Source organism: Streptomyces radicis, assembly GCF_003626575.1.
GTDB lineage: Bacteria > Actinomycetota > Actinomycetes > Streptomycetales > Streptomycetaceae > Streptomyces > Streptomyces radicis.
In genome coordinates, this window is the sequence record NZ_RBDY01000001.1 from 115521 (window position 1) to 140112 (window position 24592).

Consider the following 24592-nt stretch of genomic DNA (forward strand, 5'->3'; position numbering starts at 1 on the left):
GGGGGTTTCCTTCCGGTGAATGGCTGACGTCGGGGTCGGCCCTCAGATGTCCAGGACCAGTTCGGGGCCGACCGCTCGGGAGACGCAGACGGCCAGACTGCTCGTGTCGTCCAGCCCGTCGCCCGAGCGGACGGAGTCCCGGTGCTCGGGCATGCCACGCAGCACGCGGACCTCGCAGGAGCCGCACACTCCCGTACGGCAGGCGTTGGCGACGCCGACTCCCGCCTCCTCCAGGGCGTCCAGGATGCTCTGGGAGGCCGGAACGTGCAGGTCGAGCCCGGACCTCTCGCAGCGGACGCTGACCGGCCTGGTCGCGAGGCCGGAGAAGTCCTTGGCGGCGAAGCGCTCCAGGTGCAGGGCACCCGCGGGCCACTGCGCGCACCTGGCCTCCACGGCGTCGATCAGGCCGGTCGGGCCACAGCAGTAGACGGCGGTGCCCTCCCTCGGCTCGCCGAGGAGGGAGTCGAGGTCCAGCAGCCCGAACTCGTCCTCGGGGCGGATGTCGACGCGGTCGGGGTGGCGGCCGAGCGCCTCGGTGAACGCCATCGAGGCCCGCGTCCTCCCCCCGTAGGTCAATCGCCACTCGGTTCCCTCGGCCTCGGCCTGGCGAAGCATGGGGAGGATCGGGGTGATCCCGATGCCACCGGCGATGAACCGGTACTCATCGGCCGGCTCCAGGGCGAAGTGGTTCCTCGGCCCGCCGACCTCCACCAGGTCCCCAGGACGCGCCCGGCGGTGGACGAACTCCGAGCCGCCGCGGGAACGTTGCTCCAGCAGCACGGCAACGGTGTAGCGTCGGCGGTCGGCCGGGTCCCCGCACAGCGAGTACTGGCGGACGACGCTCGGAAGGCCCACGTCGATGTGCGCCCCTGGCGACCACGCCGGCAGCCAGCCGCCCTCGGGGTCGACGAGCGTCAGGCTCATCACCCCGTCGGACTCCCGCCGCATGGACTCGATCATCAGGTCCAGGACGCCCTCGTCCCCATCCTCATCCCACGGGCTCATGTCTCTCTTCTTTCTCTCCGACCCAACGCCGCATGGCGTGGGCGACGCACAGCGAGGAGGCGAAGGCCGCGATCGCGACCGTGATCCAGCCGGCGCCGTACCCCTCGTGGGAGGAGACGGCGGCGAACAGCAGCGGCCCACACGCCCCGCCCAGGAAGACCCCGCCCTGGGTCAGCCCGGTCGAGGCGGGGACCCGGCCCGCCCGCACCCGGCTGACACTCAGGTTGAACAGCCCGTTCCAGCCCCAGCCGAAGGCGTAGGCGAGGACGACGCCGACCGCGAACGCCCAGGCCGCGCCGTTCCACGCCAGGAACAGGAAGCCCGTGGAGCCGAGCAGCAGCAGCCCGGCCACCGAGCCGAGCATCCGCCGAGGCCCCCCGGTGCCGCCGCCCCGCCAGGCGGCGACGATCCTGACCGCCACACAGGCGAGGCTCCCAGCGATCTGGGCGGCGGCGATGGAGCCGGGCGACAGGTCCCGCTGCTCCCCGGTCAGGGCGACGAACGACGGCAGGGTGGTGGCCGCGAGCGAGGCGAGGAACGCGCCCGCGACCATGGCCACCATCAGCGGCGCCCCGCCGATCGGCCGCGCGCCGGGGGCTGGGGGCCGCGTGGCCGTGGTGCTCGGCGCCCCGGCGTCGGCCCGCGCGATCAGCAGCTGACCGGCGAGCGTCAGCACGGCGACCGTCCACAGCGCGTGGCGCCACGAGGCGGCGTCGCCGAAGACGGCCAGCAGGACACCGGAGAGCATCGTGGACAGCGGGATGGCGGACTGGACGACGCCGAAGCCGAGCCCCCGTGCGCCGGGGTCGGCGACGGTGGAGAGCACCTGGTTCGACGAGGGCTGCACCAGCGAGTTGGGAGCCCCGAGCAGCGCGAGCGCGACGATGACCGTCGCGGCGGAGTCCGCGACCGCGACCAGCACCAGGCTGAGCGTGCTGCCCGCCGAGGCCAGCCGCAGGGAGGCGGTCGGCCCGAGTGTGGTGACGACCTGCCCGGCCAGCGGGGACAGGGCGGCGGAGACCACGTAGTAGGCGGCGACGGCGATCCCCACGTCGGTCGGCGTGAAGCGGATGCTCTCGCCGATCTGGATCGACAACGAGCCGACCAGGAACGGCGCGACGGAGGCCGAGACCATGGTCGCGAACACCGCCGCCACCGCCCGGGCGCCACCGGCGGCCGAGCGCGCCGTGCTGCTCGGAGCTGCCACGTGCCACCTCGTCCCAGTTGCCGTACTAAGTACGGTACGAATGATTCATGTGTGGTACACGGTTGCGCCAGGAAAGTTCCGCCTGCCGGACCGCGCTCAGCGCGGCGCGTCGAGCAGGTCCTGAAGCCCGGCCCTGTCGGCCCCGACGGCGAGGCCGACGGCCAGCGCCAAGCGCGCCTTCTGCGGGGTCAGCCGGTTGCTCACCAGGAGCCAGGGCTCGGCGGGCAGCACCCGGCCCGCCGGGGTGCGCCGGGACTGACACACCACGACGCCGTCGCACGCCGCCTCCCGCAGCGCGTCCCGCTCTCCAGGCGTGGTGAACCCGGCCCCCATCCCCGCCGAGACGACGGCCCGGCCACCGGCCGCGACGGCCGCCCGGATCGCGGCCCCGTCCGCCCCGAGACAGGAGGTCACGATCTCGACCCGGGGGAGCGCGCTCGGCACCGGGACGCCTGCCACGGGGGACGGAGCCACGGGAAGGCGGAGTCGGGCCTCGCCCGCCGCGGTGGCGCGGCCGAGCGCGGGCGCGGACCGGCTGAAGGAATCCACCCGCGAGGTGTGGCCCTTGTGGACAGCGGCCGGGTGCAGCACCGCACCGTCGGAGACCACGAGCACCGAACTCGTCCCGGCCTCCGCGGAGCGGGCGACCGCGACCGAGGCGCCCAGGTTGTCGAGCGCGTCGCTGCCCACGGCGGTCGGAGGGCGCATCGCCGCCGTCACCACCACGGGGACGGGACCCGGGTACAGCAACCACAGCAGATAGGCGATCTCCTCGAGCCCGTTGGAGCCACAGGTGACCACGATGCCGCTCGGGCGGTCCCGTTCGGCGACGGCCCGCACATGCGCCAGGAGGGCCAGCACGTCGTCGAGCCCCAGATGGTGGCTCGGCGCCGTCCCCCAGACCTCGGGCCTGACGTCGCCGAGCAGGTCGGCCACCGGGGCCATCACCTCCTCGGGGCTCAGGCTCTTTCCGGTCAGGTGGTAGCTGTGCAGGTCGAACGCGTCATGGCCCACGGCCTGAAGCGTCCCGCCGAGGGCGACCCAGCGCACCGTCCCGGTCGAGCCGTCGCCCAGGGGCGCGGTCATGAGCCCGGCCGGTCGAGCTCGCGCACGAAGTCGAGCACGGCCCGGGCGAAATCCTGGGGCCGGTGGTCAACGGCGGCCACACCGGTGCCGGGAATGATCAGCGAACGCGCGTGGGCGAGCCGCCGCTCCAGCCTCGGCACGTCGGGCAGGGAGTATCCGTCGAGTTCGCCGCACAGGATCAGCGTGGCCGCCTCGACCGCGGAGACGCGCTCCTCCATCCGATAGCGGTTGACCGCCTCGTGGCCCTCCTCGACCCGATCGATGACGCGCAACGCGTCGGCGACCAGACGGTTGAGCAGATCGGGGCGCTCCCGGGGGTAGAAATCACGGCGCCGCGCCCAGAGTTCGGCGAGATGACTCCCGTCGTCCTCGACCTCCACGAGGTCGATCGGCGGGGCGAGGGCCACCCGCGCGCGGCGTTCGGCGCTGACATAGGGCGTGCCGGACAGCACCAGACCGTGGACCAGGTCGGGGCGGCGCGCCGCGACCTCCACCGCGATCACCCCGCCGGTGTGGTGGCCCACCAGGACGACGCGGCGCAGGGACAGGGCGTCGAGGACGTCCTCGACACCGTCGGCGAACATCTCGACACTGAACGCCGCCGTCGGCCTCGCGGACTCGCCGAAGCCGACCGTGTCCATGGCGAGGGCCCGGGCGTGCGGCGCCACCAGGGGCAGCACGTCGCGGTACTCGTCCCAGGAGCGGGGCGTCTGGTGCAGGAAGAGCACAGGGCGCCCGGCGCCCGACTCCACGACGTGCAGTTGGCCATGGCGGGAGTCGACATATCTCTTGATCACGAGGGGGACTCGCCTCCCGTCCGGGGCGTCGCGGGCCGGAGCCCGGGGCCGGGAAGGCTGTGTGCCGCGCTCAGGAGCCTGCCGTACCGGGGCAGGTCATGGGAGATGCCCAGGGTGCGCAGTACCTTCCACACCAGGGCCTGGTTGCTGGCGACGACCGGCCGGTGGACGGTCCGCTCCAACTCGTCGAGCACCGCGGCGACCTGGGTGCCGGCGCAGCTGATGAGCAGCGCGTCGGCGTCGCTGCCCGGGCCGACCAGCGTCCTCGCCTCGGCCGGCCAGCGCTCCGGCGGAATCGAACCCTGCTCGACCGGGGAGTGGCACTCCGGGCCCCCGTGGGCCACGACGTCGAAACCGTGTCGGCGCAGGTAGTCGATCTCCCGGCGCTCGACCTCCCACGGATACGGGTCGAGCAGCGCGATCGTCCGCGCTCCCAGTGCTCGAAGCCCCTCGACGACGGCGTCGATCGTGGTGACGGCGGGGAGGCCGGTGGCCGCGTGGATGCGTCGCGTGATGTGTTCCGACCCGGCCAGCATGCTCGCCGCGGTGCAGTTGAAGGCGATCAACTCGACCTCGGCGTCGGCCAGGAGGGACGCGTGCGCCTCGAGGTCGTCGACCAGGCGCAGATCGTCCACCACGCCGGTGCGCGCGAACGGCATCCTGGTCGTGAGGAACCGGACGCCGGGCGGCGCCATGACCTGGACCTCGTGGTCGCAGAGCCCACCCGAGGGATACAGCTGGCCGACGCGAGCCGAGATACCGCGCTCTCCACCCACGCTGGCTCCTTCCCACGTTCGTACAAAGTACGGGACACTGTACGAGCGGCCGCCGGGGCTGACAAGGGTTTCCGGCTCGGCGTCATCGCGGTGGGGCCCACGGCGGAACGCGCCATGACCCGGCGCGCGTCGTTTCCGCTGTGCGCGCGGGTGCTCACACGGGGGCCTCCGGGCGCCAGCCGAGGTCTCTTGGAGTGTCCGACGGGGGCCGAACGCGACCGCAGGCTGGCCCGGCACCGCGCCGCGCTCGAAGCCGGGGCCGATCCCGCCCTGGTCGCCTCCTGGAGCCGCGAGGCCCAGGCCGAGCGCCTCGCGGCGGAAACGCGGCTCAAGCGGATCAAAGGCCCCACCGGCCCGGCGCGGCGGATGAGCCGCCAGGAGATCCGCGACCTCGTCGACGCCCTTCGCCGGACAAGGCCGGGTTGCCTGAAAAACAAGAGGTGTTGGCCGAGTCCCGGCCAACATCACGCGTGGGCGTACTGATGGTGTCCGAGGGGGGACTTGAACTCTCCTCTCGGGCACCGCCTTGTGTGGCCTCTGACCTGCATGAATACCGGTCTGGAGAGCCGATTGCGGCGCTTTCGTTCGGGCCTGTTACCTGGGGTTTCTGGGTGTTCCTGCCTGCTGTTGGTCATGCGTTGGTCATGTGGCCAACCCGCCGTCGGCTTCGACCTGGCCCCGTTGACCGGTGCGGATGCCCACGCGGGTGGCCGGAGAGGCTTTGGGCGGGAGCTGCGTTGGGGCGAGAGAGCGGGGGCCCGTACGCTGGCCAGCGGATCGGGCGGGCTCCTGGCCTGCCCGCGGTTGAGCCCGATGGGGCCCCCGCTCTTGGAGGCTCGCCCCAACGTGGCTGCCTAAAGCCTCGGAGGTCGCTCGCCCCGGCGTTCAGTGGGTTGAGAGTCGTCTGCCTCCGCTACCGCGTGGCGCGCTGGCGGCGCGTTCCCTCGTAACGTCTCGCGCGGGGTGTGATGAAGCCGGGGAGTTGGGAGATGTGGCGGCTGGCCCACAGGACGGTGAAGCAGCCCATGTGGAAGGACTCGCCGCCCGCGAAGTGGAGCAGTTTGCCGCCGCTGGCGAGCGCGCTCATGTCGCACACGGTGTAGGGCCGTCCCCCGACGACCAGTTGGTCGCCAATCTTGACCGTGGCGGCGGTGATCTCGATCGCCACCATCCCGGTGGGGTTCATCGAAGCACCACCGCCAGGGCGATGACGATGACGAGGGCGCAGCCCACGACGACCTGCGCGACGATCTCCGCCCGCGACGGCGGGGGCTGGCGGAGAGCTGTCTCCCAGAAGGAGCGGGGCCGTAGGCCGGGTGGGTCGGCGCGCCAGATGGTGAGGGTGGTGCGGTGGGGCATGACGAACAGGTGGCCCGAGGTGAGCCCCAGCTTGATCCCGCCGTGGACGCGGGTGCGGGTGATGACCTTGAAGTGCTGGTCACCGATGGTCAGTACGTCCCCGGTGAGGACCGATGCCGCGGTGACCTCGACACGGTGCACGCCGTCGGTCGCGGACATCGGCCGCCGCAGGCGGCGTCGCCAGCGGGTGGGCCGGGAGACGTGTGAGGGGTGGGGTCGGGTCGGGGGCCAGAAGAGGAACGGCCAGAAGATGGCGGACTCCGGAAGGTCATCGTGATGGACAAGGACTGGCCGCCCGCCCCGGTCGTGACCAGGACGGGGCGGGCGGGTGCCCCGGGGCGCGTAGAGGAGGAAGCGGCTCCGGGGATGTCCGCCCGGTCGTGGGCCGGGCGGGCTTGGGCCTGCTGCCACCCGGGCCGCCGTGCCTTCCCCGGCGGGGCGGCCTCACGGGTGACAGCAGGGGTCAGGGGTGGTGGTGCGGCTGCTCGGCGAGGTGCGCCGGGCGGTCGCGTTCGATCTCGTCGGCGCGGGCCATGGCGTACAGGCGGCGCACACACCGGGGGCAGGCGTAGGCGGGCGCGGTGGCGATCCCGTCCGGGCCCCCGATGGAGACAGGTCCGATCCAGACCACCGGCTGGATGGCTTCGGGGTCGCAGCCCAGCCAGCAGCGGCCGTTGACGGGTTGGTCCCTGCCGTGGTCGGGGTCGCGGAGGTAGAGGTCGATCGCGCCGTTCACCGCGCCTCCCCAACGGTGCCGCTTCCCTGCCGGGCGGCCTCCCGCAGCCGCGCGACGGCCGCGCGGGCCTCGTCGTGGGCCGCGTGCAGCTGGTCGGCGTCGAGCGTGCGGTCCCTCGTGCGGGCCACGGCGGCCAGCAGCCGCGCCAGCGGCGCGGCGAGCACGGGGGACTCGCCCAACGGCGCGAGCCTGGCCACCAGTTCACCCGGAACGATCTCCGGATAGGGCAGGCGTGTCCCGTCGTGGCGCAGCGGGTGGAAGGCGAGCGGGATCAGCCGCTCACGCACCAGGCAGCCCCGGCACACACGGTGGACCCATCCGCCACCCGACCCGGCATGGTGCACTGCCACCACCGTCAACGGCGGCACCGTCGTCTCGCACGTGGCACACCGAGCGATCACCAGGCGCCCCACGTACTGGTGTGGCACGGGCAGTTGCACGCCTCGGCGCGTACGCCGTATCCGAGGTCGCGTGGTGCGGCACCGTGGCGGCACTTTGCGTGACGGCTGAGGGCGCAGTCCGGGGAGCGGTATCCACCGGTGTGCGCTTCCTTGATGACGGTCACCAATGCGGCATGGAGGAATCCCGGATCGGTCAATCGGCCCTCGGGCGGGCTGGCCCACCACAGCAGCGCTCCGGGGCGCGCGTTCGCCGGGGGCACCAGCAACTCGCGGCTGTCGCCGAGCACTTCGACGTGCGGCAGGTTCCACCCGGACGCGGTGCCGGGAGGGATCAGCCACCAGTGAAGCCCCTCGCGCTGGTCGTCGACGACCGGTCCGACGATCCGCCCCAACAGGACGAACGCGCTGATGCTTTCCAGGCACGGGACTTGAACGGCATCCCACCAGCGACCACACGGTAAGGCGAGGGGACCGTTAGCCCCTGAGGGAATCCACTCGGGAGGGATCGATGCGGTGAGATCGAAGGTAGGCGTCATGGTGGCTCCAGTGACCGTCTTGGTGCTGACGGTCACAGCCTTCTGCCGCGAAAGGGCTCTGGCGTCCCTAAGGTAGGGACGCCAGAGCCTTGACAGATAGCCAGGCTGCGGTTACACACCGCTCCATTGGGCGTATTCCCGCAGCTCAGGCGACGCCTTTGCGCGTGCCCGCAGCAGCACGCCCACCGTTTCGTGCACGTCCGGGTGGTAGCGCGTCAACTGGGCTGCGGTTTCTCTCGCCCTGCGGAGTGATGCCAAGGCTTCTTCGTGCCGCGCCGTCCACGCCTCGGCGCTGGCACGGCGGATGAGGAAACCGGCTACCCGCGTGGGCTGGTAGGCGTTCGGCCACTGCACCGTCCGGGCCACCCGAAGCGCGTGCTCGTGCTCGCTCCGGTTCATGGCCACGTCGATTTCGCCGAGCTTCACGTTCAGCTCGCCGAACGCGAGCGCGTAACGGGTGCCCGGCGGATCGGCGACGGCATCGGCCTCGGCCGCCTGTTCCGCCACCTCCTTGGCCTGACCCAGCCAATCCTCTGCCGCCGCATAGTCCTTCTGGACCGCAGACAGGGCCGACGCGCGCAGCAGGAGTGTGCCGCGCACGGCCAGTGTGGCGGGCTCGCCGTCGTCGTCCAGGTCGCGCACCGCCTGGCGCACCAGCGCGACTCCGCGATCCGCTCGCGAAGCTTCCGCGTGCGTCATGACCGCCCGTTCGTACCGTTCGACCGCGACTTGCCTGGGGTCGCCGGAGTGTGGCGCGGCGGCGGCCATCTTGGCCAGCGCGAGTCTGGCCAGCCCCATGTAGCCGAGGCGGTAGGCCACGATCGCCGTCGTACGAGCTACCTCGGCCTGCATGGCGTAGGCGCGTTCGCGGTCGCGCCCCGGTGTGTCATGCCGCTGGACGGTGACGGCGGCATCGGTGATCAATTCGGGCAGGGCTTCGGCGACTTCGCCGAACTTGCCAGCGGCGCGCTTCTTCGAGACGGCCTTGATCCGGTCGGCGACCTCATCCAGCGTCCGGGGCTGAACGTCGTCGTCCGGTGGGATGTCCCAAGCGTCCAGGGCGCTGCTGATCGGCGTCAGCAGGGCGTCCAACTGGTCTTGCTGCAACATGTGGATGTAGGGCTGTCCGTGCAGCACGGAGATGGTGACGCCCAGCGCTCGCGCGACAGAGGCCACGATGCTGGGCGACGCGGGCTGGTCTCCGTTCTCGAAGCGGGAGAGCTGGCTGGTGGACACGTGGGCCCTTCGCCCCAGTTCAGCCAAGCTGTAGTCGCGGATCGCGCGAAGCTCTCTGATCCGCTCCCCAGTGTGTTTATCAGTGCGGTCGTGCATACTGACCTCGCGATAACCGTTTCGACCTCGACACTTCGAAACGGTACTCCCGCCAGCGATGGCAGGGACAGTGAACGAACGGCCCCGCTGCGGCGGGGCCTTCGTGCTGGAATGCTCGTTCGGCGGCATCCGCTCGTTCGTTCTGTTCCGGCCCGGAATCAGGTTGCCTGCCCTGAGGCGCAAGCAGATACTCACCAGACATGCCTAGACCGGGCATGTCTGGTGTCGGTATGGGGCCTGTCTGGTGCCGTGCCGGGAGAGGAGTGAGCGATGTTGGGTAGCTGGACGTTGCGTGGGGCGGTCGGAGCGTTGGCGGCGGCGCTGGTGCTCAGTGTGGTGGTGAGTGCGGAGTCGGATGCGTCGTCGGGGTCGAGGGCGCGGGCGGCTCCGGGTGTGGTGGAGCGGTGGGGTGGCGGCGGCCCGGCGGGCCCCACGTCGGTGGGTGCGGGTGGGCGCGAGCTGGTGTCCGTGCGGCAGATGGCCGGTGACTTCATGGATGTCGACGGTCAGGGCGTGCGGTTGCGGATGGGGCCCGGGACGCAGTACGTGGCGCGGGGGCTGATGTATCCGCCGGACACGGTGTACGTCGCGATGCAGTTCGACGCGCGCGACCCCCGGGCCGACTGGGTGGGTGTGCTGGTGGAGGACTCCGTCACCGGCCTGTCCGGCTGGGGCTGGATGCATTCGGACTACCTGCGGCACATCTGAGCCAGAGGGGAAATGTGAACCTGAGGTGGTGATTTGGTGATGCCGTGATCGGTGGGTCGTCCGCGTTCGGGCGACCCACCGTGCGGAGTCCCTGGTGTACGCGGTGTTGCACGTGCAGATGTTCTTGCGTGGGCGGGGGATGAAATGCCCGCCGTAGTTGTTCGTGTCTTGTCAGTGGCATATGTGGTGTGCTTGGGTGGCCGAAATCGAACGGAATTTGTCAAAGGGAAGCGCAGTGGCCGTTGGTGACTCCTTTTCGGATGACGTCGGAGATGAGGCAGCGGAGTACGTAGCGGGGGTGGGGTATGTAGAAGCGTGGCGACGCGCGTCGGTGAAGGCGGCTGAGATCAATACGCTGTTGGCGGGGCTGGGTGTAGGGCCCGGGGAGCTGGTGGCGCTGCCGGACGCGGATCCGGCGGGGCGGCCGGTGGTGCGGGTGCGGGCGTCCGGATCCGGCGCTGACCTGGCGCTGTGTCTGCTTCGGCAGTGCGCGGAGGGTCAGCGGGAGCAGTAGCGCTGTGGGAACGGCGGCGACTGTCGACGTTGATCACTGCGGCGCCATAACTCGCCCTGGCCGATGGTTAGTTGATGGGCCATCACTTCGAACGGGCCTCTCGGCGGGCGGGAGGGCATTAGTCTGGGGCGGTCGCGCGATCGATGGCCGGATAGGCGGAGGGGCGAGATGATATTTCGGCGCAGAGGGGTCCGTAGCAAGTTCCGGAATGAGCCTCGGCTTGAGTCAGGAAAGCGCGGGCGGACTGATCTGGTGTGTCCGTCGTGCGGTACGCGGGTGCGGATGACCGGCTTGATTCCGCCGGATGCGAAGTTGCGGCGGCACAGGTGCAGTTGAGCAGGTGACGAGCTGGAACGGCCTCGGGGGGATCCCGGGGCCGTTCGTCGTCCGGGGGCCGTCCGGTGACCCGGCTGCCCCGGTGCGCTCCGCCCCTCTTCGCGCCGGACGCATCCGGTGGGGGCGGGTCCCGGTGGTCACAGCCGCGGTGGTGCTCGGGCGGGGCGGTCGGGCCGCTCGGGCGGGACCGGCCGCCAGGCCGCAGCCCGCCCGAGGGCGGCCCGGGCCGCGCGTCGCGCGGATGCGCGGCGCTCTTGAGGATGTGAAGAAAGTTTGGACCAGGCTCAGCGGCGGGGTTTGGTCGCGGCGCTGTGGTGGATGAGGTCGGCTTGCGCGGCGGGGATGCGGAGGGTTTCCAGGGTGAGGGGGCGGGCGTCGCGGCCGAGGGTGACGCGGTGGACCACGAGCAGGGTTTCCGTGGCATCGTTCAGGCCGAGGGCGGTGTGCTCGCCGGGGCGGCATGGTCGCGCGGTGGTGTGGGTGTCCCAGGTGAGGGGGTGTCCGGCGGCGGCCAACGCGTCATAGATGGCGGTGGGTTCGGCCTCGGGCGTGGTCTCCACGGTGGTGCCCGTGATCACGTCGTAGGGCAGGAGCACGCGGTGCAGGGCGCGGACAAGTGAGCTGCCGACGGTGACCTTGCGGTCGGCGGCGAACGCCGGGGCCTCGTTGCTGGCGTCGCGGTGGAGAAGGACGGCGTCCTGCGGGTCGGTGATGAGGACGCGGGTGATGGCGGGGTCCCCGGTGGTCTCCAGGGCGGTCGCGAGCTGATGGGGGGCCTTGGCGTTGGCGCGGGCGATGCCCAGGTCCAGGGAGACGCGGCGGGCCGGGTGGGCGACGTAGACGGGGCGCCCGGTCTGGTGGGGGGCGAGCAGCCCCATGGCGCGCAGCTCTCGGACGGCGGAGCGCACGGTGATGCGTGAGACGCCGTATTTCTCGGAGAGTTCGGGGGTGCCGGGCAGGCGGCTGCCCGGCGGGTAGGTGCCGTCGAGGATTGCGGCGGCCAGGCGCGCGGCCAGCTGCGTGTACAGCGGGTCGGCCTGGGTGAGCGGTTGGTCGGCCACCTGCGCGGGTCTCCTCCGGTGTCGTGCTGAAACGTCGGGCGCCAGGATATGACTTGCCTGACCATGCCGACACCGCGCATGCTCCACGTTGTGACCAGACATGTCTGGTGTAGGCATGTCTGCCTGGCGCTCATGGAGAGGAGCGAGTGATGCAAGGGATTCCTGTGGATCCGACGCGGTTGGGGCGGTTCATGGTGGTGGCACCGCCGACGCCTCGTGTCACGCCGGAGGGTGAGCAACGGCGGGACCGGGACGGGCGCCCTCAGTGGGTGGTCGCGGTGGCGGTGCGGCGTCCGGAGCGCCGGGCGGAGATGGTGGAGATCGTGGTGCCGGGCGATCCGGGAGCGGGGCTGTCGGAGGGCATGCCCGTGCACCTGGATGACTTGGAGTGCACCTTTTGGGCGGTCGGGGATCGGTCGGGGTTGAGCTGGCGGGCGTCGGCGGTGACGGCTGTGTCGGCGAGTGCGGCGGCGGGTTCGTCGGGTGGCGGGCGTAAGTCGGTGGCGTCGGGGGGTGAGCGGTGATGGCGGCGACGGACTTGCGTTGGATGCGGGCGCTGTCGTCGCTGGACGAGCTGTTCACGATGGCGTCGCTGGTGGATGACTCGGCCGAGGTGGATGACCTGTTGTTGCTGTTGGTGCAGCGGCGGCTTGCGTCTGAGCTTGGGCCGTTGGCCGAGCGGTTCCGGGAGTTGGCGGATGAGTCGCAGGAGCGGGTGACGGGTCAGCCCGTGCCGCTTGCCGAGGGGCAGTTGCTGCATCCGCCGGAGGTTCGCCGGAGGGAGGCGCAGTGGTGGGAGCACGAGAACCCGACACCCCCCGGTACGTGACGATGGGCGAGATTCTGCGGCATCTGCGGATGCTGGCGGGTGCGGAAGCGATGCTGATGGCGTCGGATGATCCGCAAGCGGTGCTGAGTCTGCTCGACCTGGTGAAGCGGCACGGGATGCAGGTGTCGTTGAAGGCGACGGCGTTGCTCGCGGAGCGGGAGCGGGCCGACCGCGAGGGGCCGCGGTGATGGCCGAGGTGTTGTCCTGGTCGCTTGCGGTGGTGCTGGCGGTGGCGGTGGTCGCGCGCGGGTGGTGGCAGCCCCGGTTGTCGGCGTGGTGGGCGGTGGCCGGTGGGCGGCCGTGGCCGTGGCTGCTGCTGGGGTATCCGGCGGTGGTGCTGCGGATGCGGTGGTCCTGGCGGCGGTTGTGCACGACGACGGGGCTTGCGGTGATGAAGTCGCCGCGCTGGTTGATGGTCGGGCGGGATACGTGGGTGGCGGGGCGGTCGTTGCGGCCTTCCCCTCCCGGGTTGGGGGTGGCGCGGCCGACGCGGGCGGGCCTGCGGGTGCGGGTGCGGCTGCATCCGGGGCAGGTGCCGGAGCAGGTGGAGGCGGTGGCCGATGCTCTCGCGCACGCGTGGCGGGTGCATGCGGTGCGGGTGTCCTCGCCACGTCGGGGCGTGGTGCTGCTGGTGGTGACGGCCCGGGATCCGTTGACGGCTGCCGGTGGCGTACGGCCCGGGGAAGGGTCAGGCGTCGCACGGCGGTTGTTGTCGGCGGTGGTGGGGCGGCTGGAAGACGGCGCGCCGTGGGTGGTCGACCTGCGGCGGGTGCCTCACTGGCTGGTCGTCGGTGCGACGCAATCGGGCAAGTCGACGTGGCTGGCCTCGCTGGTCACGGAGTTGGCTCCTCAGCCGGTCGCGTTGGTGGGCATCGACTGCAAGGGCGGCCTTGAACTGGGCTTGTTCGAGCGGCGGTTGTCGGTGTTGGCCACATCGCGGGCCGAGGCGGCCGAGGTGCTGCGGGCGCTGGTGGAGGAGGAGTTGCCATGGCGGATGACGGTCTGTCGCTCGGCGGGGGTGCGGGACATCTGGCACTTGCCGAAGGACGAGCGGCCGTTCCCGATCGTGGTCATCGTCGATGAGCTGGCGGAGCTGTACCTGTCGGACGGCTCGCGCGAGGGGCGGCGGGAGGCGGCGGACTGCTCGGTCGCGCTGCTGCGGCTGGCGCAGCTCGGGCGCGCGTTGGGCGCGTATCTGGTGGTGGCCGGGCAACGTGTCGGTTCCGAACTCGGCCCGGGCGTCACGGCGTTGCGGGCTCAGCTCGGCGGGCGGGTGGTCCATCGCGTCAACGACGAGGCCACGGCGGAGATGGCGCTCGGGGATCTCCAGCCCGGGGCCGTGGCGGTGGCGCAGACGATCGGGGAGGACGAACCGGGAGTCGCGGTCACGGCGGTCTCGGGCCGTTGGTCGCGGGCCCGTTCGGCGCTGGTCTCCCCGGAGGAAGCGGAGAGGGCGGCCGTGCGGTACGGGCACCGTACGCCGGTGCTCGCACGGCTGGCCCCGCCCGGCGGTGAGGAGGCGGCGCCATGACCGAGTTGCCGTTGGTGGCGGTGTTCGGGCTGGCGACGTTCCTGATCGTGCGCAGTGCCGAAGTCCATTGGTGGGTCGCGGCGTTGTGCTTCCTGTTCGGGTTCTACTTCGCCACCACCCCGTATGCCGAGGTCGTGAGCGGCTTCGTCGACTGGCTCATCGGCCGGGCCTCGGGGGATGCGTGATGTCCCGGCGTCGGCGTGAAGGGCGGGATCGGGTCGTGTACTGCCACCGGTGCCTACGGCCCCGGCACCGTACGCGGTCGGGGCGGGTTTTGCGCTGCGGGTGCCGGACGGCGCGGTGGCGGCGGGTGCCGTGGCGGCGGCGATGAGCTCGAGGACGGAGAGGAACTGGTCGACGTGAATGTGTCGGAGTCCCCTGCGAGGGGTCCACCATGGCCGGGGCATGGAGCCGTGGGCGGCGCTCCGCCGGATCCCGTGCGGGGCGTCTGCTCACCCTGTCGGAGACAGAGCGGGACTTGATCCGGCTGGCGAACGAGCCTGGCGCGGCACGGTGGTTGGAGCAGATCCGGGCCACGGGTGGGTGCGAACAGCCGGTCCACCTGGCGGGTCACTCCACGGTCGTGGACGCGGCGACAGGTGAGGTCCTGCGGTCGTTCGACACGGCGGACGAGGGCGGGCGGCTGGCGGTGCGCTGCCGGACCCGGCGGTCGGTACGGTGCGAGTCCTGCGCCCGGCAGCACCAGGGCGACACCTACCACCTGGTCAGGGCGGGGCTGGCCGGGGGTAAGGGCATCCGCAGTGAGGTGGTCGAGCACCCCCGGCTGATGGTGACGCTGACCGCCCCGTCGTTCGGGCGCGTGCACCGCTCGGGCCGGTGTCACTCCTTGCGGCCCGGGGTGTGCCGCCATGGTGCGCCGATGGGCTGCGGCCGGTTTCACCGCGATACGGCCGCCGTGGTCGGGGCCCCGCTGTGCGCGGCCTGCTACGACTACCCCGGCCATGTGCTGTGGCACGCGCACCTCGGTGAGCTGTGGTCGCGCACGATGCGCAACGTGCGCCGCCTGCTCGCTGCGGCGGGCGGCGTCCCGCGTTCCCGGCTGAGCGAACACCTCACGGTGTCGTTCGCCAAGGTCGCCGAATACCAGCGCCGCGGCGCCGTTCACGTCCACGCCGTCGTGCGTCTCGACGGCCCGGAGGGTGCGGGGACATCTCCCCCGGCCTGGGCGACGGAAACGGTACTCGCGGCGGCCGTCCGCACCGCCGCAGGCGCGACAAGGGTCGCCACGCCGTACGCCCCCGAGGTGGGCGAACGCACGGTCGTGTGGGGGCGGCAGCTCGATATACACCCCATCGGCGATCAAGATCGCTTCACGACGCCCGTGCGGGACGACGCCGTGGCGGCCTACATCGCCAAGTACACGACCAAGAGCGCGACGGAAGGTGGCACCGACTATCCGGTGCGGTCGCTCGCGGACGTCAGGGCCCGGCGGGTGCCCGAACACGTACGCGCGCTCATGCGGGCCTGCTGGCGCCTGGGCGGCCTGCCGGAGTTGGCACATCTGCGGCTGCGGGGGTGGGCTCACATGCTCGGCTTCCGGGGTCATGTGCTCACCAAGTCGCGGGGCTACTCGACCACGTACAAGGAGCTGCGCGCCGCGCGGGCGGCATGGCAGGGGGGCGGCCGAGTGGATGGCACGGTCGTGGACTCGGCCTGGCGGTATGTCGGGCGGGGGTGGACCCCGGGTGAGGCCGAGTTGGCGCGGGGTGTGGCGTTCGACGCGGCGGCGGGCCGGGCGTTGGCCCGTGAGGCGGTCGGGTGGGTGGAACGCGGTGGATGACACCAGCGGCGAGGACCCCGAGCGCGGCGGGGGTGGGGGTGGTGGGTGGGGCGCGGCGGGCGACCTGGACCACGGATCGGACCCCAACAGGTTGGAAAGCGCGGAGAGAGAACGTCGCGAGGCGTACCGAATTGCAGATCGGGAACGGGAAATGAATAACTCGACGACCCCTTATTCTGCGGGGCAGTTGATGACTCTTACAGAAGTGGCAACCTATCTTCACAAACCCTCTGGATGGGTGTACGAAAATTGGCGGTCGGAGGGAATTCCCTTCAAGAGGGTGGGGAATCAGCTTCGCTGCCGATTCTCCGATCTAGAAAAGTGGCTCGATCGGCAGGCCGCCGAATGAATGCGCGTAACGAATGCATATCAACTCGTTTTTCTGGAGCCACGGAGGGCAGGAAATCACAAAGAGGGAAAATGAAGGGAGCGCAGATGGCAAAAAGAGGAAACGGCCTGGGATCCACCCCCGTGCAAATACCGAGAAAGGGGCGCCCTGACACGTGGGGCGTGCGAACGCCCCAGCACACAGACCCGGCGACCGGGAAGAAGGTTCGCCCATGGCTGGGCCGAGAATTCCCCACGAAGACTGCCGCGGAGAAGGCACTTCGCACGTGGCTGGCCGAGCGCGATCAGGGGAGGGTCGTAAGCAGCTCAGACATGCGCCTGGGCGCCTGGCTCGACCGCTGGCATGCCGGTCACCGGCGGGAAGGCACGACCAAGGCAGGCTACGAGACGAAGATCCGCCTGCACATCAAACCCCACATAGGGAACCTGAAACTCAAGGAGATCACAGACGACATCCTGAATGAGCTGTACCGAAAGCTGGAACAACAACCCTGCCCCTCGAACAATGGTGAACCTTTGGGGCCGAAATCGGTTCGCCATATTCACAACATTCTATCCGCTGCCCTGGGTGCCGCAGTCCCCAAGCTGATCCCCATCAATCCCTGTGCGACAGCGAAACCGCCGACGGAACGGCAGATCAAGGCAAAGGAGCAGAGATACCCCACCCTCAACGACAGTCAGACGGCCGATGTCCTCCGGGCCATCTGGCAGCCCTGCGGAATGCGGGCGTGCGACAAGGGTGAGACGCATCACTGTCTCCGGGACGCGGCGTTGTGGACGGTTCTCGCCGTTACGGGCCTGCGTCGCAGTGAAGCTCTCGGACTGCACTGGGAAGCCATCCAGTGGGACAACTCGGCGATCGAGCTGTCCTGGGTCGTCGGGGAAGAGGGGAACTCCTACCACCTGCGCCGACTGACAAAGGATGGCGATGCGGCCGCCGTGATCTATGTGGATCCGGCACTCATGGCCGTTCTCAGGTGGCAGCGCGACCGCGTAGAAGCCGAGAAACGGCGTCTGGGCGACGACTGGACGGACCACGGCCTTGTGTTCCCCCGGGACGGCTTCAGGCTCCGCAGGGACGGCGCGGGGGGCCCTCAAGACCCCGAGAAGGTGTCGGCCCGCTGGCGAAGCCTCCGCGACAGGCTCAGCCTGCCGGAGAGCATCCGCCTGCACGACCTGCGCAGCAGCTACGTCACCAACGCCCTGGACGCCAAGGAGAACCCCGTGGAGATCTCGGCGAACGCTCGTCACCACTCCCCGGGCTACACGATGACCCGCTACGGCAAGCGCCGCGAGGAAGGGGCCCGCAAGCTCGCTGCCAGCAGCGCGGGCCGCATCGGGCTGGCTCGCCTGGCCTGACACAAGATCGCTGACCCGTTGGTCGCGTGGTTGGTCACACAGAGGGCCAGACAAGAGAAAAACCCCTGATCAACAGGGGTCTCTATGGGTGTCCGAGGGGGGACTTGAACCCCCACGCCCTTAATCGGGCACTAGCACCTCAAGCTAGCGCGTCTGCCATTCCGCCACCCGGACGGGGTGTGTGTCCACCGGGCCGCTCGTGCCCGGTGACGTGGAAACCATAGCAAAGTCCGGGGCGTGACGACGGCCTCGGGTGGCCGGGGCAGATGGGCCTTGGGGCGGGCGGGCGGGACAGGGGAGGATGGGGCGGACAACTCGGTAGGAGGAGGCAGCGTGAGCCAGTCGAGCGCGACATCGGACCGTACTGGAGGCAGCCCGAGGGCTGAGGACGAGGTCGTCGGGCTGTGCCGCGATCTCATCCGGATCGACACCAGCAACTACGGCGACGGCTCGGGCCCCGGCGAGCGCGCCGCCGCCGAGTATGTCGCCGAGCAGCTCGCCGAGGTCGGGCTCGAGCCCAAGATCTTCGAGTCCCGGCCGGGCCGGGCCTCCACCGTCGCCCGGATCGAGGGCACCGACCCCTCGCGCCCGGCGCTGCTGATCCACGGGCACACCGACGTCGTGCCCGCCAACGCCGCGGACTGGACGCACGATCCGTTCTCCGGGGAGATCGCCGACGGCTGCGTGTGGGGCCGGGGCGCGGTCGACATGAAGGACATGGACGCCATGACCCTGGCCGTCGTCAGGGACCGGCTGCGCAGCGGGCGCAAGCCGCCGCGGGACATCGTGCTGGCGTTCCTCGCCGACGAGGAGGCGGGCGGCGTGCACGGGGCGCGTTTCCTCGTCGATCACCACCCCGAGCTGTTCGAGGGCGTGACCGAGGCCATCAGCGAGGTCGGCGGCTTCTCGTTCACGGTCAACGAGAACCTCCGCCTCTACCTGATCGAGACGGCCCAGAAGGGCATGCACTGGATGCGGCTGACCGTCGACGGCACCGCGGGCCACGGGTCGATGACCAACCGGGACAACGCCATCACCGAGCTGTGCGAGGCCGTGGCCCGCCTCGGGCGGCACACCTTCCCCGTACGCGTCACCAAGACCGTGCGGGCCTTCCTCGACGAGCTGTCCGACGCGCTCGGTACGGAGCTCGACCCGGAGAACATGAAGGAGACCCTCGACAAGCTCGGCGGCATCGCCAAGATCATCGGCGCGACCCTCCAGAACACCGCGGCCCCCACCCAGCTCGACGCCGGATACAAGGTCAACGTGATCCCCGGCCAGGCCACCGCGCACGTGGACGGCCGCTTCCTGCCCGGATTCGAGGAGGAGTTCCTGGCCGACCTCGACCGCGTCCTCGGGCCCCGGGTGAAGCGGGAGGACGTGCACAGCGACAAGGCGCTCGAGACGACGTTCGACGGCGCGCTCGTGGACGCCATGCAGTCCGCGCTCCAGGCCGAGGACCCGGTGGCCAGGGCCGTGCCCTACATGCTCTCCGGTGGCACGGACGCCAAGTCGTTCGACGACCTGGGCATCCGCGGCTTCGGATTCGCCCCGCTGAAGCTGCCCCCCGAGCTGGACTTCGCGGGCATGTTCCACGGCGTCGACGAGCGGGTCCCGGTTGACGGCCTCACCTTCGGCGTCCGGGTCCTGGACCGTTTCCTCGACCAGTGTTAGGAGCAGATCACCCGAAAATCGGGCTGATGTGCGACGTTCCTCAAGGTGAGTGAAAGAACACGACTCCTGGTGTCCTCGTTTCTTCCTCCTCGTTGCAGCAAGTGCAGTCCCCGGCAGGGACCGCATTGTCAACAAGGAGGAAGAATGATCAAGAAGGTCGCCGCCGTTGCGGCTGCCGCCAGCGGGCTGGTGCTGGCTGGTTCGGGGCTGGCTCTTGCGGACTCCAACGCGGGTGGCGCCGCGATCGGTTCGCCCGGTGTCCTCTCCGGGAACGCCGTGCAGATCCCGGTGAGCATCCCGGTCAACCTCTGCGGGAACACCGTCGACATTATCGGTCTGCTGAACCCCACCTTCGGCAACGCCTGCGTCACCAGGTGATCCCCTGCCCCACACGATGAGGGCTTAGCCGCGGTCCCGGAGCGCGCGTCGCTCCGGGGCCGTTCCGGCTGCATGGAGGGTGCGGGTGCCCTCAGCCCCCACCCCGCACCCACGAGACAACAAGGCAGGGAAAACACCATGCGACAGGTCACGAGCAAGGGCCTGATCACCGTGGCCGCCGCCGGCGGCCTGCTGACCGCCCTCTCAGGCGGCAGCGCGTACGCCGACTCGGACGCGGCGGGCGCGGCCGCGTTCTCCCCCGGAGTGGCGTCCGGGAACTCCGTGCAGGTCCCGGTCCATGTGCCGGTCAACGCCTGCGGGAACACCGTCGATGTCGTCGGCGCGCTGAACCCCACGTTCGGCAACAGCTGTGTCAACACCGGCGGGTCGAACGCGGGGGCCGGGGGCGGCGGAGCCCAGGCAGGCGGGGGCGCCATCGGCTCCCCCGGAGTGGCGTCGGGGAACTCCGTGCAGGTGCCGGTCGACGTGCCGGTCAACGCCTGCGGGAACACCATCGACGTCATCGGCCTCGGCAACGGCACCACGGGCAACACGTGCGTCAACGGCGGCCCGGTCGAGCGGCCGGAGCACCCGGAGGAGCCCGAGGCCCCCGAGCCGGAGGAGCCGGAAGGCTCCGAGGAGCCGGACGACGAGGAGCCCCGCACCCCGCCGTCCTCGGACGACGGCCCGACGCCGCCGCGGAGCCAGGGCGGTGACCCGGTGGAGAGCGGTGACTCCGTCGACGCGCGGCCGCAGCTGGCGTCCACGGGCAGTGGCCTGCCGATGACCGGCGCGCTGCCGCTGGGCGCGGGCCTGCTGGTCGGCGGCTACGTGCTCTACCGGCGCGGTCGACTGGCCGCCCGCGGCTGAGCACGACCGGTTCGACGCCCGGGACCCGCGCACGCGGGTCCCGGGCGTCACCATGTGGCGCGTAGCTGTCGGATGATCCTCCGCCGGAGCCGCACCCGGCGGCTGCCGTCCGGATAGAGGCGCAGCCGTGCCAGCTCCCAGTGCCCGTACTCGGCGTGGTCGGTCAGCAGGCGGGTGGCGGCGGCACGGGAGACCCCTCGTGGCACATACACATCGCGAAACTCATATTCCGGCATCGTATCTATTGTGCGGGCAAGCCCTCGATGCCGATACCGTCTGCACCATGTCTGATGCCGTGCAGCCCACCGCTGCCCAAGTCCGCGCCGCCGCCGACGCGCTCAAAGAGGCGATCGACCGGCACCTCGCCGTCATCGAACGGCGCAGCTCGGCGTCCGGAGGGGACGACGAGGACGATGACGCGGTGTTCGCCGCGTTCAACGAGATGGCAGCCGCGGGTGAGGCGTACGACGAGCTGCTGTACGACGTCTACGACGAGGTCACACCGTTCGAGGTGCCCGAGACGGACGGTGTGACCCCGTACTCGGGGCCCGACGAGCCCGTCGCGCTGAGTCTGTTCATCCGCAGGGATTACTCGCTGGTCGAGCCGAGGCGGCTGGTGGCCCAGGCGCAGCGGGTCGCCGAGCTGGATCCCGAGGCCACGGACGGCGAGGAGCCGGAGGACGATGACGCCGCGGGGCGGGGGATGCAGACCGCGCTCGGCGTGCTGTTCGGTGAGTTCGACCCGGACGAAATCGCCAGCAGACACAAGGAGTTCGGCCTCGAGGAGGGCGACGCGACGCTCTGGGTCGTGGCCGCCGAGCCGGCCGAGCCGGGGGAGTGGCTGGCCGCCCCCTTCGACGCCGTCGATCCCGAGCGGGTGCTGTGCCGCTTCGACATCAGCGAGGCATTCGAGGAGGACGACCTCGACACCGTCGACTGACCCCAGGCCCGATCCCAGCCCTCAGTGAGCCGCACCGGACACCGCCTGCTCGCGCAGGAGCGCGCGCAGGCGGGTGGTCCGCTCGGTGGCCGGGGGCTCGGCCACCGCCCGGGCCAGCGCGGGGCCCACGCCCTGGACGACCGACAGGTGCTGCTCGGCCCTGCCGAACGCCGTGTACACCCATGACCGGTCGATGGCCGCCGCCGCGTCGCCCGGCAGCACCACCACCGCGGCGGGCCAACGGCCGCCCGCCGCCTGGTGCGCGGTGACGGCCCAGCCGTGCCGCACCGTCTCCCCGACCAGCTCCCTGGCCACCCGGAACTTCCCCTCGGGACCCTCGAGCCACAGCCCCTCGCCGTCCGCGTCGGCCACCGTCGCGAGGCGCGTGTGCCCTGCCGCGGGGGAGTGGGCCACCAGGTCGCCGGGGTCGAAGCCGCCGAACCGGCCCGGCCCTGGGTTGATCCGCTCCTTCAGCGCGGCGTTCAACGCCCGGGTGCCCGCCGCGCCGCCGTGCCCGGGCGTGATCACCCGCACGTCCCGCGGCGACCGGCCGAACGCCCGCGGCACCGACTCGGTGACCAGCTGCACCGCGCGGTGCACCGCCTCGCCCGCGTCCCGCACCGGGACGATCACCACCTCGCGGTCGGGGGCGGCGACCTGGAGCAGCTCCCCGGCGCCCACGCCCGAGACCAGCTCCCCGATCGGGCCGGGGTCCGGCGTGCGGGACGTGACCCGCGGGCAGGTCCCCGAGGCCAGCAGGTCGGCGAGCACCTGCCCAGGACCCGCGGCTCCCAGCAGGGCGGGGTCGCCGCTGAGCACCAGGCGCGCGCCGTCGGGCAGTGACTCGACGAGCGCCGCCGCGTCCTCCGCGCCCAGCTGCGCGGCGTCGAGCACGGCCACCAGGTCGAGCGCGAGCAGCCCCTCCTCGTCGCGGCCCGGGCCCTCCGCCTCGCTCAGCAGCCCGGTCAGCGTGACGGCGCCCTCCGCGTCGGCGGGCGGCAGCAGCGCCGCCAGCCGCGCGCGCCCGTCGGGGCCGTGCGCGACCGCGAACGCCCGAAGCCCCAGCGCGCGCGCCGCCGCGACCAGCGCCAACGGCTCGGCGCGCGCCGCCTCACCGCCGGTGTGCACGACCACCGCGCCGCCCGCGGCGGCCCTGAACAGCTCGGCCGCTGATGGCGTCGCCCTCGCGGCCGCGACCTCCCAGCCGTCCGCGGGGAAGCCCGCGTCGGGAAGCGCGCCGAACGTGCCGCGCAGCCGCGCCAGCCCGTCGGCCAGGCCCTCCTCGGCCATGGCGTGGCGCTCAAGGCCGAGCAGCACCCGCACCCTCGGCTCCTCCTCGGGGGCGTCGCCCGCCGTCGGCTCGTCGAGCGGCTCGCGGAAGACCAGGGCGGCGCCCGCCTCGATCGCGTCGCGCACCGCCGCCTCCGGGTCGGGAACGGCGTGCCGGGCCAGCCCCTCGGCGACCGAGGGCAGCTCCACGGCGGTGTGCCCGGCGCGGGCGGCACGCTCGAGCAGCCAGCCCACCAGGGCGCGCGTCCTGCGCTCGTCGCCGGGGGCGCACTCCTCGCCGAGCAGCGCCCTGGCGAAGCCGTCCGCCTGCTCGGGGAGCACCCCTGCCACCTCGAGCAGCCGCCACGGGTCGGCGGGCAGCTCGTCGGCCGCGCCCTCGCCGAGCGCCGCCGCCACCCGGGGCGCGAGCGCCTCGGGCGCGCCACCGCGCGCGAGCAGCCCCGGCAGCTCGGCCGGCACCGCCACGGGCCCCCGCGCCTCAGGGGCCGCGGGGTCGGGCGCCGCCCCCGCCGCCCGGCGGGGGCGCGCGGGGGCGCGCGGGGGCGTGGGCCTGGTGAAGAACGAGTCGGCGGAGCGCTCCCCGCTCTCCACCGCGCGCACGGCGGCCCGCAGCTCGTCGGCCCGGGATCCTGGGCCCTCCGAGGGGGTGGCGTTCTCCGCGGTCACAGCGCACTCCAGTCGTGGTCGGGGTAACGGTGCACCGGGGCCGACACGTCGTCCAGCGCCCGGCAGATCTCATCGGGAAGGCTAAGGTCCTCCACTGACAACGCCTGCCCCAGCTGACGCGCCGTCCGCGCGCCCACGATGGGCGCGGCCACCCCTGGCCTGTCCCGCACCCACGCGAGCGCCACCTGCAACGGCGTCACCGCGAGCCCGTCCGCCGCTATCGTCACCGCGTCCACGATCCGGCTCGCCGTCTCGTCGAGATAGGGCGCGACAAAGGCCGCGAGCCCCTCCGAAGCGCCGCGCGACTCGGGGGGCGCCGTGCCCTGCCGGTACTTGCCCGTCAGCACCCCGCGGCCCAGCGGGGACGACGGCAGCAGCCCGATGCCCAGGTCCGACGCGGCGGGCAGCACCTCGCGTTCGACGCCGCGCTGGAGCAGCGAGTACTCCATCTGCGTGCTGGCGAGCCGGGTCCGCGTCCCCGGCGAGGCCAGCTGCCAGGTGGCGGCCTTGGCGAGCTGCCAGCCGCAGAAGTTGGAGACCCCGGCGTAGCGGGCGCGGCCGCTGGCCACCGCGATGTCAACGGCCTGGAGCGTCTCGTCGAGCGGTGTCGCCGGGTCGAAGGCGTGCACCTGCCACAGGTCGACATAGTCGGTGTTCAGCCGCGTGAGCGAGGCGTCGAGGGCCGCGAGGAGGTGCCCGCGCGAGCCGTCGAAGCGGCGGTCGGGGTCGGGAACGCTGCCCGCCTTGGTCGCGATCACCACCTCGGCGCGCGGCACCAGGTCGCCCACCAGCCGACCCAGCAGATACTCGGCCCCGCCGTCCCCGTAGACGTCCGCGGTGTCCACCAGGGTGCCGCCCGCCGCCCAGAACACCTTGAGCAGCTCCGCCGCGTCCTGCTCCCCGGTGTCGCGCCCCCAGGTGAGGGTGCCGAGTCCGAGCCGGGAAACGCGCAGGCCGGTCCGGCCCAGGTGCCTGAGATCCATGGGCGTTGAGCGTACTTGCGGCCAGACGGTACAGTCCGAGGGACCGGTGGGTTACCGACCGGTAAGGGC

The 24592-nt window shown here is 71.7% G+C and carries 28 protein-coding genes and 1 tRNA gene; 13 read left to right on the top strand and 16 right to left on the bottom strand.

What is annotated here, in order from left to right; genetic code table 11:
• Positions 1–42 precede the first annotated feature (42 nt).
• The 5 genes from D7318_RS00475 to D7318_RS00495 all read right to left on the bottom strand — a co-directional run bounded on the left by D7318_RS00475 (position 43) and on the right by D7318_RS00495 (position 4871).
• Complete coding sequence (locus D7318_RS00475) at positions 43–1005, bottom strand: PDR/VanB family oxidoreductase (protein WP_120694796.1); 963 nt, start codon at positions 1003–1005, stop codon at positions 43–45.
• Complete coding sequence (locus D7318_RS00480) at positions 989–2212, bottom strand: MFS transporter (protein WP_120694797.1); 1224 nt, start codon at positions 2210–2212, stop codon at positions 989–991. The genes D7318_RS00475 and D7318_RS00480 overlap by 17 nt, the downstream gene beginning before the upstream one ends.
• 96 nt (positions 2213–2308) lie before the next feature.
• Complete coding sequence (locus tag D7318_RS00485) at positions 2309–3298, bottom strand: asparaginase domain-containing protein (protein WP_120694798.1); 990 nt, start codon at positions 3296–3298, stop codon at positions 2309–2311.
• Positions 3295–4095, bottom strand: coding sequence for an alpha/beta fold hydrolase (locus D7318_RS00490; protein ID WP_120694799.1), 801 nt, complete (start codon positions 4093–4095; stop codon positions 3295–3297). Before D7318_RS00490 ends, D7318_RS00485 begins: the two co-directional genes overlap by 4 nt.
• Complete coding sequence (locus D7318_RS00495; RefSeq protein ID WP_230423223.1) at positions 4092–4871, bottom strand: maleate cis-trans isomerase family protein; 780 nt, start codon at positions 4869–4871, stop codon at positions 4092–4094. The genes D7318_RS00490 and D7318_RS00495 overlap by 4 nt, the downstream gene beginning before the upstream one ends.
• A 114-nt stretch (positions 4872–4985) precedes the next feature.
• Between D7318_RS00495 and D7318_RS00500 the strand changes: the two genes are divergently transcribed.
• Complete coding sequence (locus tag D7318_RS00500) at positions 4986–5354, top strand: hypothetical protein (RefSeq protein ID WP_147437585.1); 369 nt, start codon at positions 4986–4988, stop codon at positions 5352–5354.
• A gap of 430 nt (positions 5355–5784) precedes the next feature.
• Here the strand turns inward: D7318_RS00500 and D7318_RS00505 are convergent, their stop codons facing one another.
• The 6 genes from D7318_RS00505 to D7318_RS00525 form a co-directional block, all read right to left on the bottom strand.
• Entirely contained in the window at positions 5785–6057 is a 273-nt protein-coding gene (locus tag D7318_RS00505) for a hypothetical protein (protein ID WP_147437586.1), read from the bottom strand.
• Positions 6054–6389 carry a hypothetical protein gene (locus D7318_RS00510; protein WP_120694803.1) on the bottom strand — a complete coding sequence of 112 codons (336 nt, stop codon included), beginning with the start codon at positions 6387–6389 and terminating at the stop codon, positions 6054–6056. The genes D7318_RS00505 and D7318_RS00510 overlap by 4 nt, the downstream gene beginning before the upstream one ends.
• Positions 6390–6693: 304 nt before the next feature.
• Complete coding sequence (locus D7318_RS00515; RefSeq protein ID WP_120694804.1) at positions 6694–6966, bottom strand: hypothetical protein; 273 nt, start codon at positions 6964–6966, stop codon at positions 6694–6696.
• Complete coding sequence (locus D7318_RS00520; RefSeq protein ID WP_147437587.1) at positions 6963–7253, bottom strand: hypothetical protein; 291 nt, start codon at positions 7251–7253, stop codon at positions 6963–6965. Before D7318_RS00520 ends, D7318_RS00515 begins: the two co-directional genes overlap by 4 nt.
• A gap of 110 nt (positions 7254–7363) precedes the next feature.
• Positions 7364–7939: a hypothetical protein gene (locus D7318_RS32340; protein WP_147437588.1), complete on the bottom strand. Its 576-nt coding sequence runs from the start codon at positions 7937–7939 to the stop codon at positions 7364–7366.
• A gap of 75 nt (positions 7940–8014) precedes the next feature.
• Complete coding sequence (locus D7318_RS00525; protein WP_120694806.1) at positions 8015–9235, bottom strand: helix-turn-helix domain-containing protein; 1221 nt, start codon at positions 9233–9235, stop codon at positions 8015–8017.
• 270 nt (positions 9236–9505) lie between these two features.
• Between D7318_RS00525 and D7318_RS00530 the strand changes: the two genes are divergently transcribed.
• Entirely contained in the window at positions 9506–9943 is a 438-nt protein-coding gene (locus D7318_RS00530; protein WP_120694807.1) for a hypothetical protein, read from the top strand.
• 1134 nt (positions 9944–11077) lie between these two features.
• Here D7318_RS00530 and D7318_RS00540 read toward each other — a convergent pair.
• Entirely contained in the window at positions 11078–11854 is a 777-nt protein-coding gene (locus D7318_RS00540) for a GntR family transcriptional regulator (RefSeq protein WP_183091245.1), read from the bottom strand.
• Positions 11855–12377: 523 nt separating this feature from the next.
• Between D7318_RS00540 and D7318_RS00550 the strand changes: the two genes are divergently transcribed.
• The 7 genes from D7318_RS00550 to D7318_RS00580 all read left to right on the top strand — a co-directional run bounded on the left by D7318_RS00550 (position 12378) and on the right by D7318_RS00580 (position 17722).
• Positions 12378–12683: a hypothetical protein gene (locus tag D7318_RS00550; protein ID WP_120694811.1), complete on the top strand. Its 306-nt coding sequence runs from the start codon at positions 12378–12380 to the stop codon at positions 12681–12683.
• Positions 12680–12871, top strand: coding sequence for a hypothetical protein (locus tag D7318_RS00555; protein WP_120694812.1), 192 nt, complete (start codon positions 12680–12682; stop codon positions 12869–12871). The genes D7318_RS00550 and D7318_RS00555 overlap by 4 nt, the downstream gene beginning before the upstream one ends.
• Positions 12871–14214 carry an FtsK/SpoIIIE domain-containing protein gene (locus D7318_RS00560; protein WP_120694813.1) on the top strand — a complete coding sequence of 448 codons (1344 nt, stop codon included), beginning with the start codon at positions 12871–12873 and terminating at the stop codon, positions 14212–14214. Before D7318_RS00555 ends, D7318_RS00560 begins: the two co-directional genes overlap by 1 nt.
• A complete protein-coding gene (locus tag D7318_RS00565; RefSeq protein WP_120694814.1) occupies positions 14211–14399 on the top strand; it encodes a hypothetical protein in 189 nt (62 codons plus the stop codon). Before D7318_RS00560 ends, D7318_RS00565 begins: the two co-directional genes overlap by 4 nt.
• Positions 14400–14692: 293 nt before the next feature.
• On the top strand, positions 14693–16015 hold the full coding sequence (locus D7318_RS00570; RefSeq protein WP_230423224.1) for a replication initiator: 1323 nt from the start codon (positions 14693–14695) through the stop codon (positions 16013–16015).
• A 190-nt stretch (positions 16016–16205) separates the two neighbouring features.
• Entirely contained in the window at positions 16206–16364 is a 159-nt protein-coding gene (locus tag D7318_RS00575; protein WP_230423277.1) for a helix-turn-helix domain-containing protein, read from the top strand.
• Positions 16365–16675: 311 nt separating this feature from the next.
• Entirely contained in the window at positions 16676–17722 is a 1047-nt protein-coding gene (locus D7318_RS00580; protein WP_183091243.1) for a tyrosine-type recombinase/integrase, read from the top strand.
• 89 nt (positions 17723–17811) lie between these two features.
• Here the strand turns inward: D7318_RS00580 and D7318_RS00585 are convergent.
• Positions 17812–17896, bottom strand: a tRNA-Leu gene (locus D7318_RS00585).
• 159 nt (positions 17897–18055) lie between these two features.
• On the opposite strand from D7318_RS00585, the gene D7318_RS00590 reads away from it, so the two are divergent.
• From D7318_RS00590 to D7318_RS34715, 3 genes are all read left to right on the top strand, one after another.
• Positions 18056–19396, top strand: coding sequence for a M20/M25/M40 family metallo-hydrolase (locus tag D7318_RS00590; RefSeq protein WP_120694817.1), 1341 nt, complete (start codon positions 18056–18058; stop codon positions 19394–19396).
• 144 nt (positions 19397–19540) lie between these two features.
• Positions 19541–19774, top strand: coding sequence for a chaplin (locus D7318_RS00595; RefSeq protein WP_120694818.1), 234 nt, complete (start codon positions 19541–19543; stop codon positions 19772–19774).
• Positions 19775–19912: 138 nt separating this feature from the next.
• Positions 19913–20644: a chaplin gene (locus D7318_RS34715; protein ID WP_120694819.1), complete on the top strand. Its 732-nt coding sequence runs from the start codon at positions 19913–19915 to the stop codon at positions 20642–20644.
• 47 nt (positions 20645–20691) lie between these two features.
• Here D7318_RS34715 and D7318_RS00605 read toward each other — a convergent pair whose 3' ends face one another.
• Positions 20692–20880, bottom strand: a complete 189-nt coding sequence (locus tag D7318_RS00605) for a DUF5703 family protein (RefSeq protein WP_077062428.1) — start codon at positions 20878–20880, stop codon at positions 20692–20694.
• Positions 20881–20927: 47 nt separating this feature from the next.
• Between D7318_RS00605 and D7318_RS00610 the strand changes: the two genes are divergently transcribed.
• Entirely contained in the window at positions 20928–21584 is a 657-nt protein-coding gene (locus tag D7318_RS00610; protein ID WP_120694820.1) for a hypothetical protein, read from the top strand.
• A 21-nt stretch (positions 21585–21605) separates the two neighbouring features.
• On the opposite strand, the gene D7318_RS00615 is transcribed toward D7318_RS00610, so the two are convergent.
• Both D7318_RS00615 and D7318_RS00620 read right to left on the bottom strand, forming a co-directional pair.
• A complete protein-coding gene (locus D7318_RS00615) occupies positions 21606–23540 on the bottom strand; it encodes a helix-hairpin-helix domain-containing protein (protein ID WP_230423225.1) in 1935 nt (644 codons plus the stop codon).
• Positions 23537–24523 (bottom strand): aldo/keto reductase, encoded by a 987-nt coding sequence (locus D7318_RS00620; RefSeq protein WP_120694822.1) that lies wholly within the window; start codon positions 24521–24523, stop codon positions 23537–23539. Before D7318_RS00620 ends, D7318_RS00615 begins: the two co-directional genes overlap by 4 nt.
• Positions 24524–24592 lie beyond the last annotated feature (69 nt).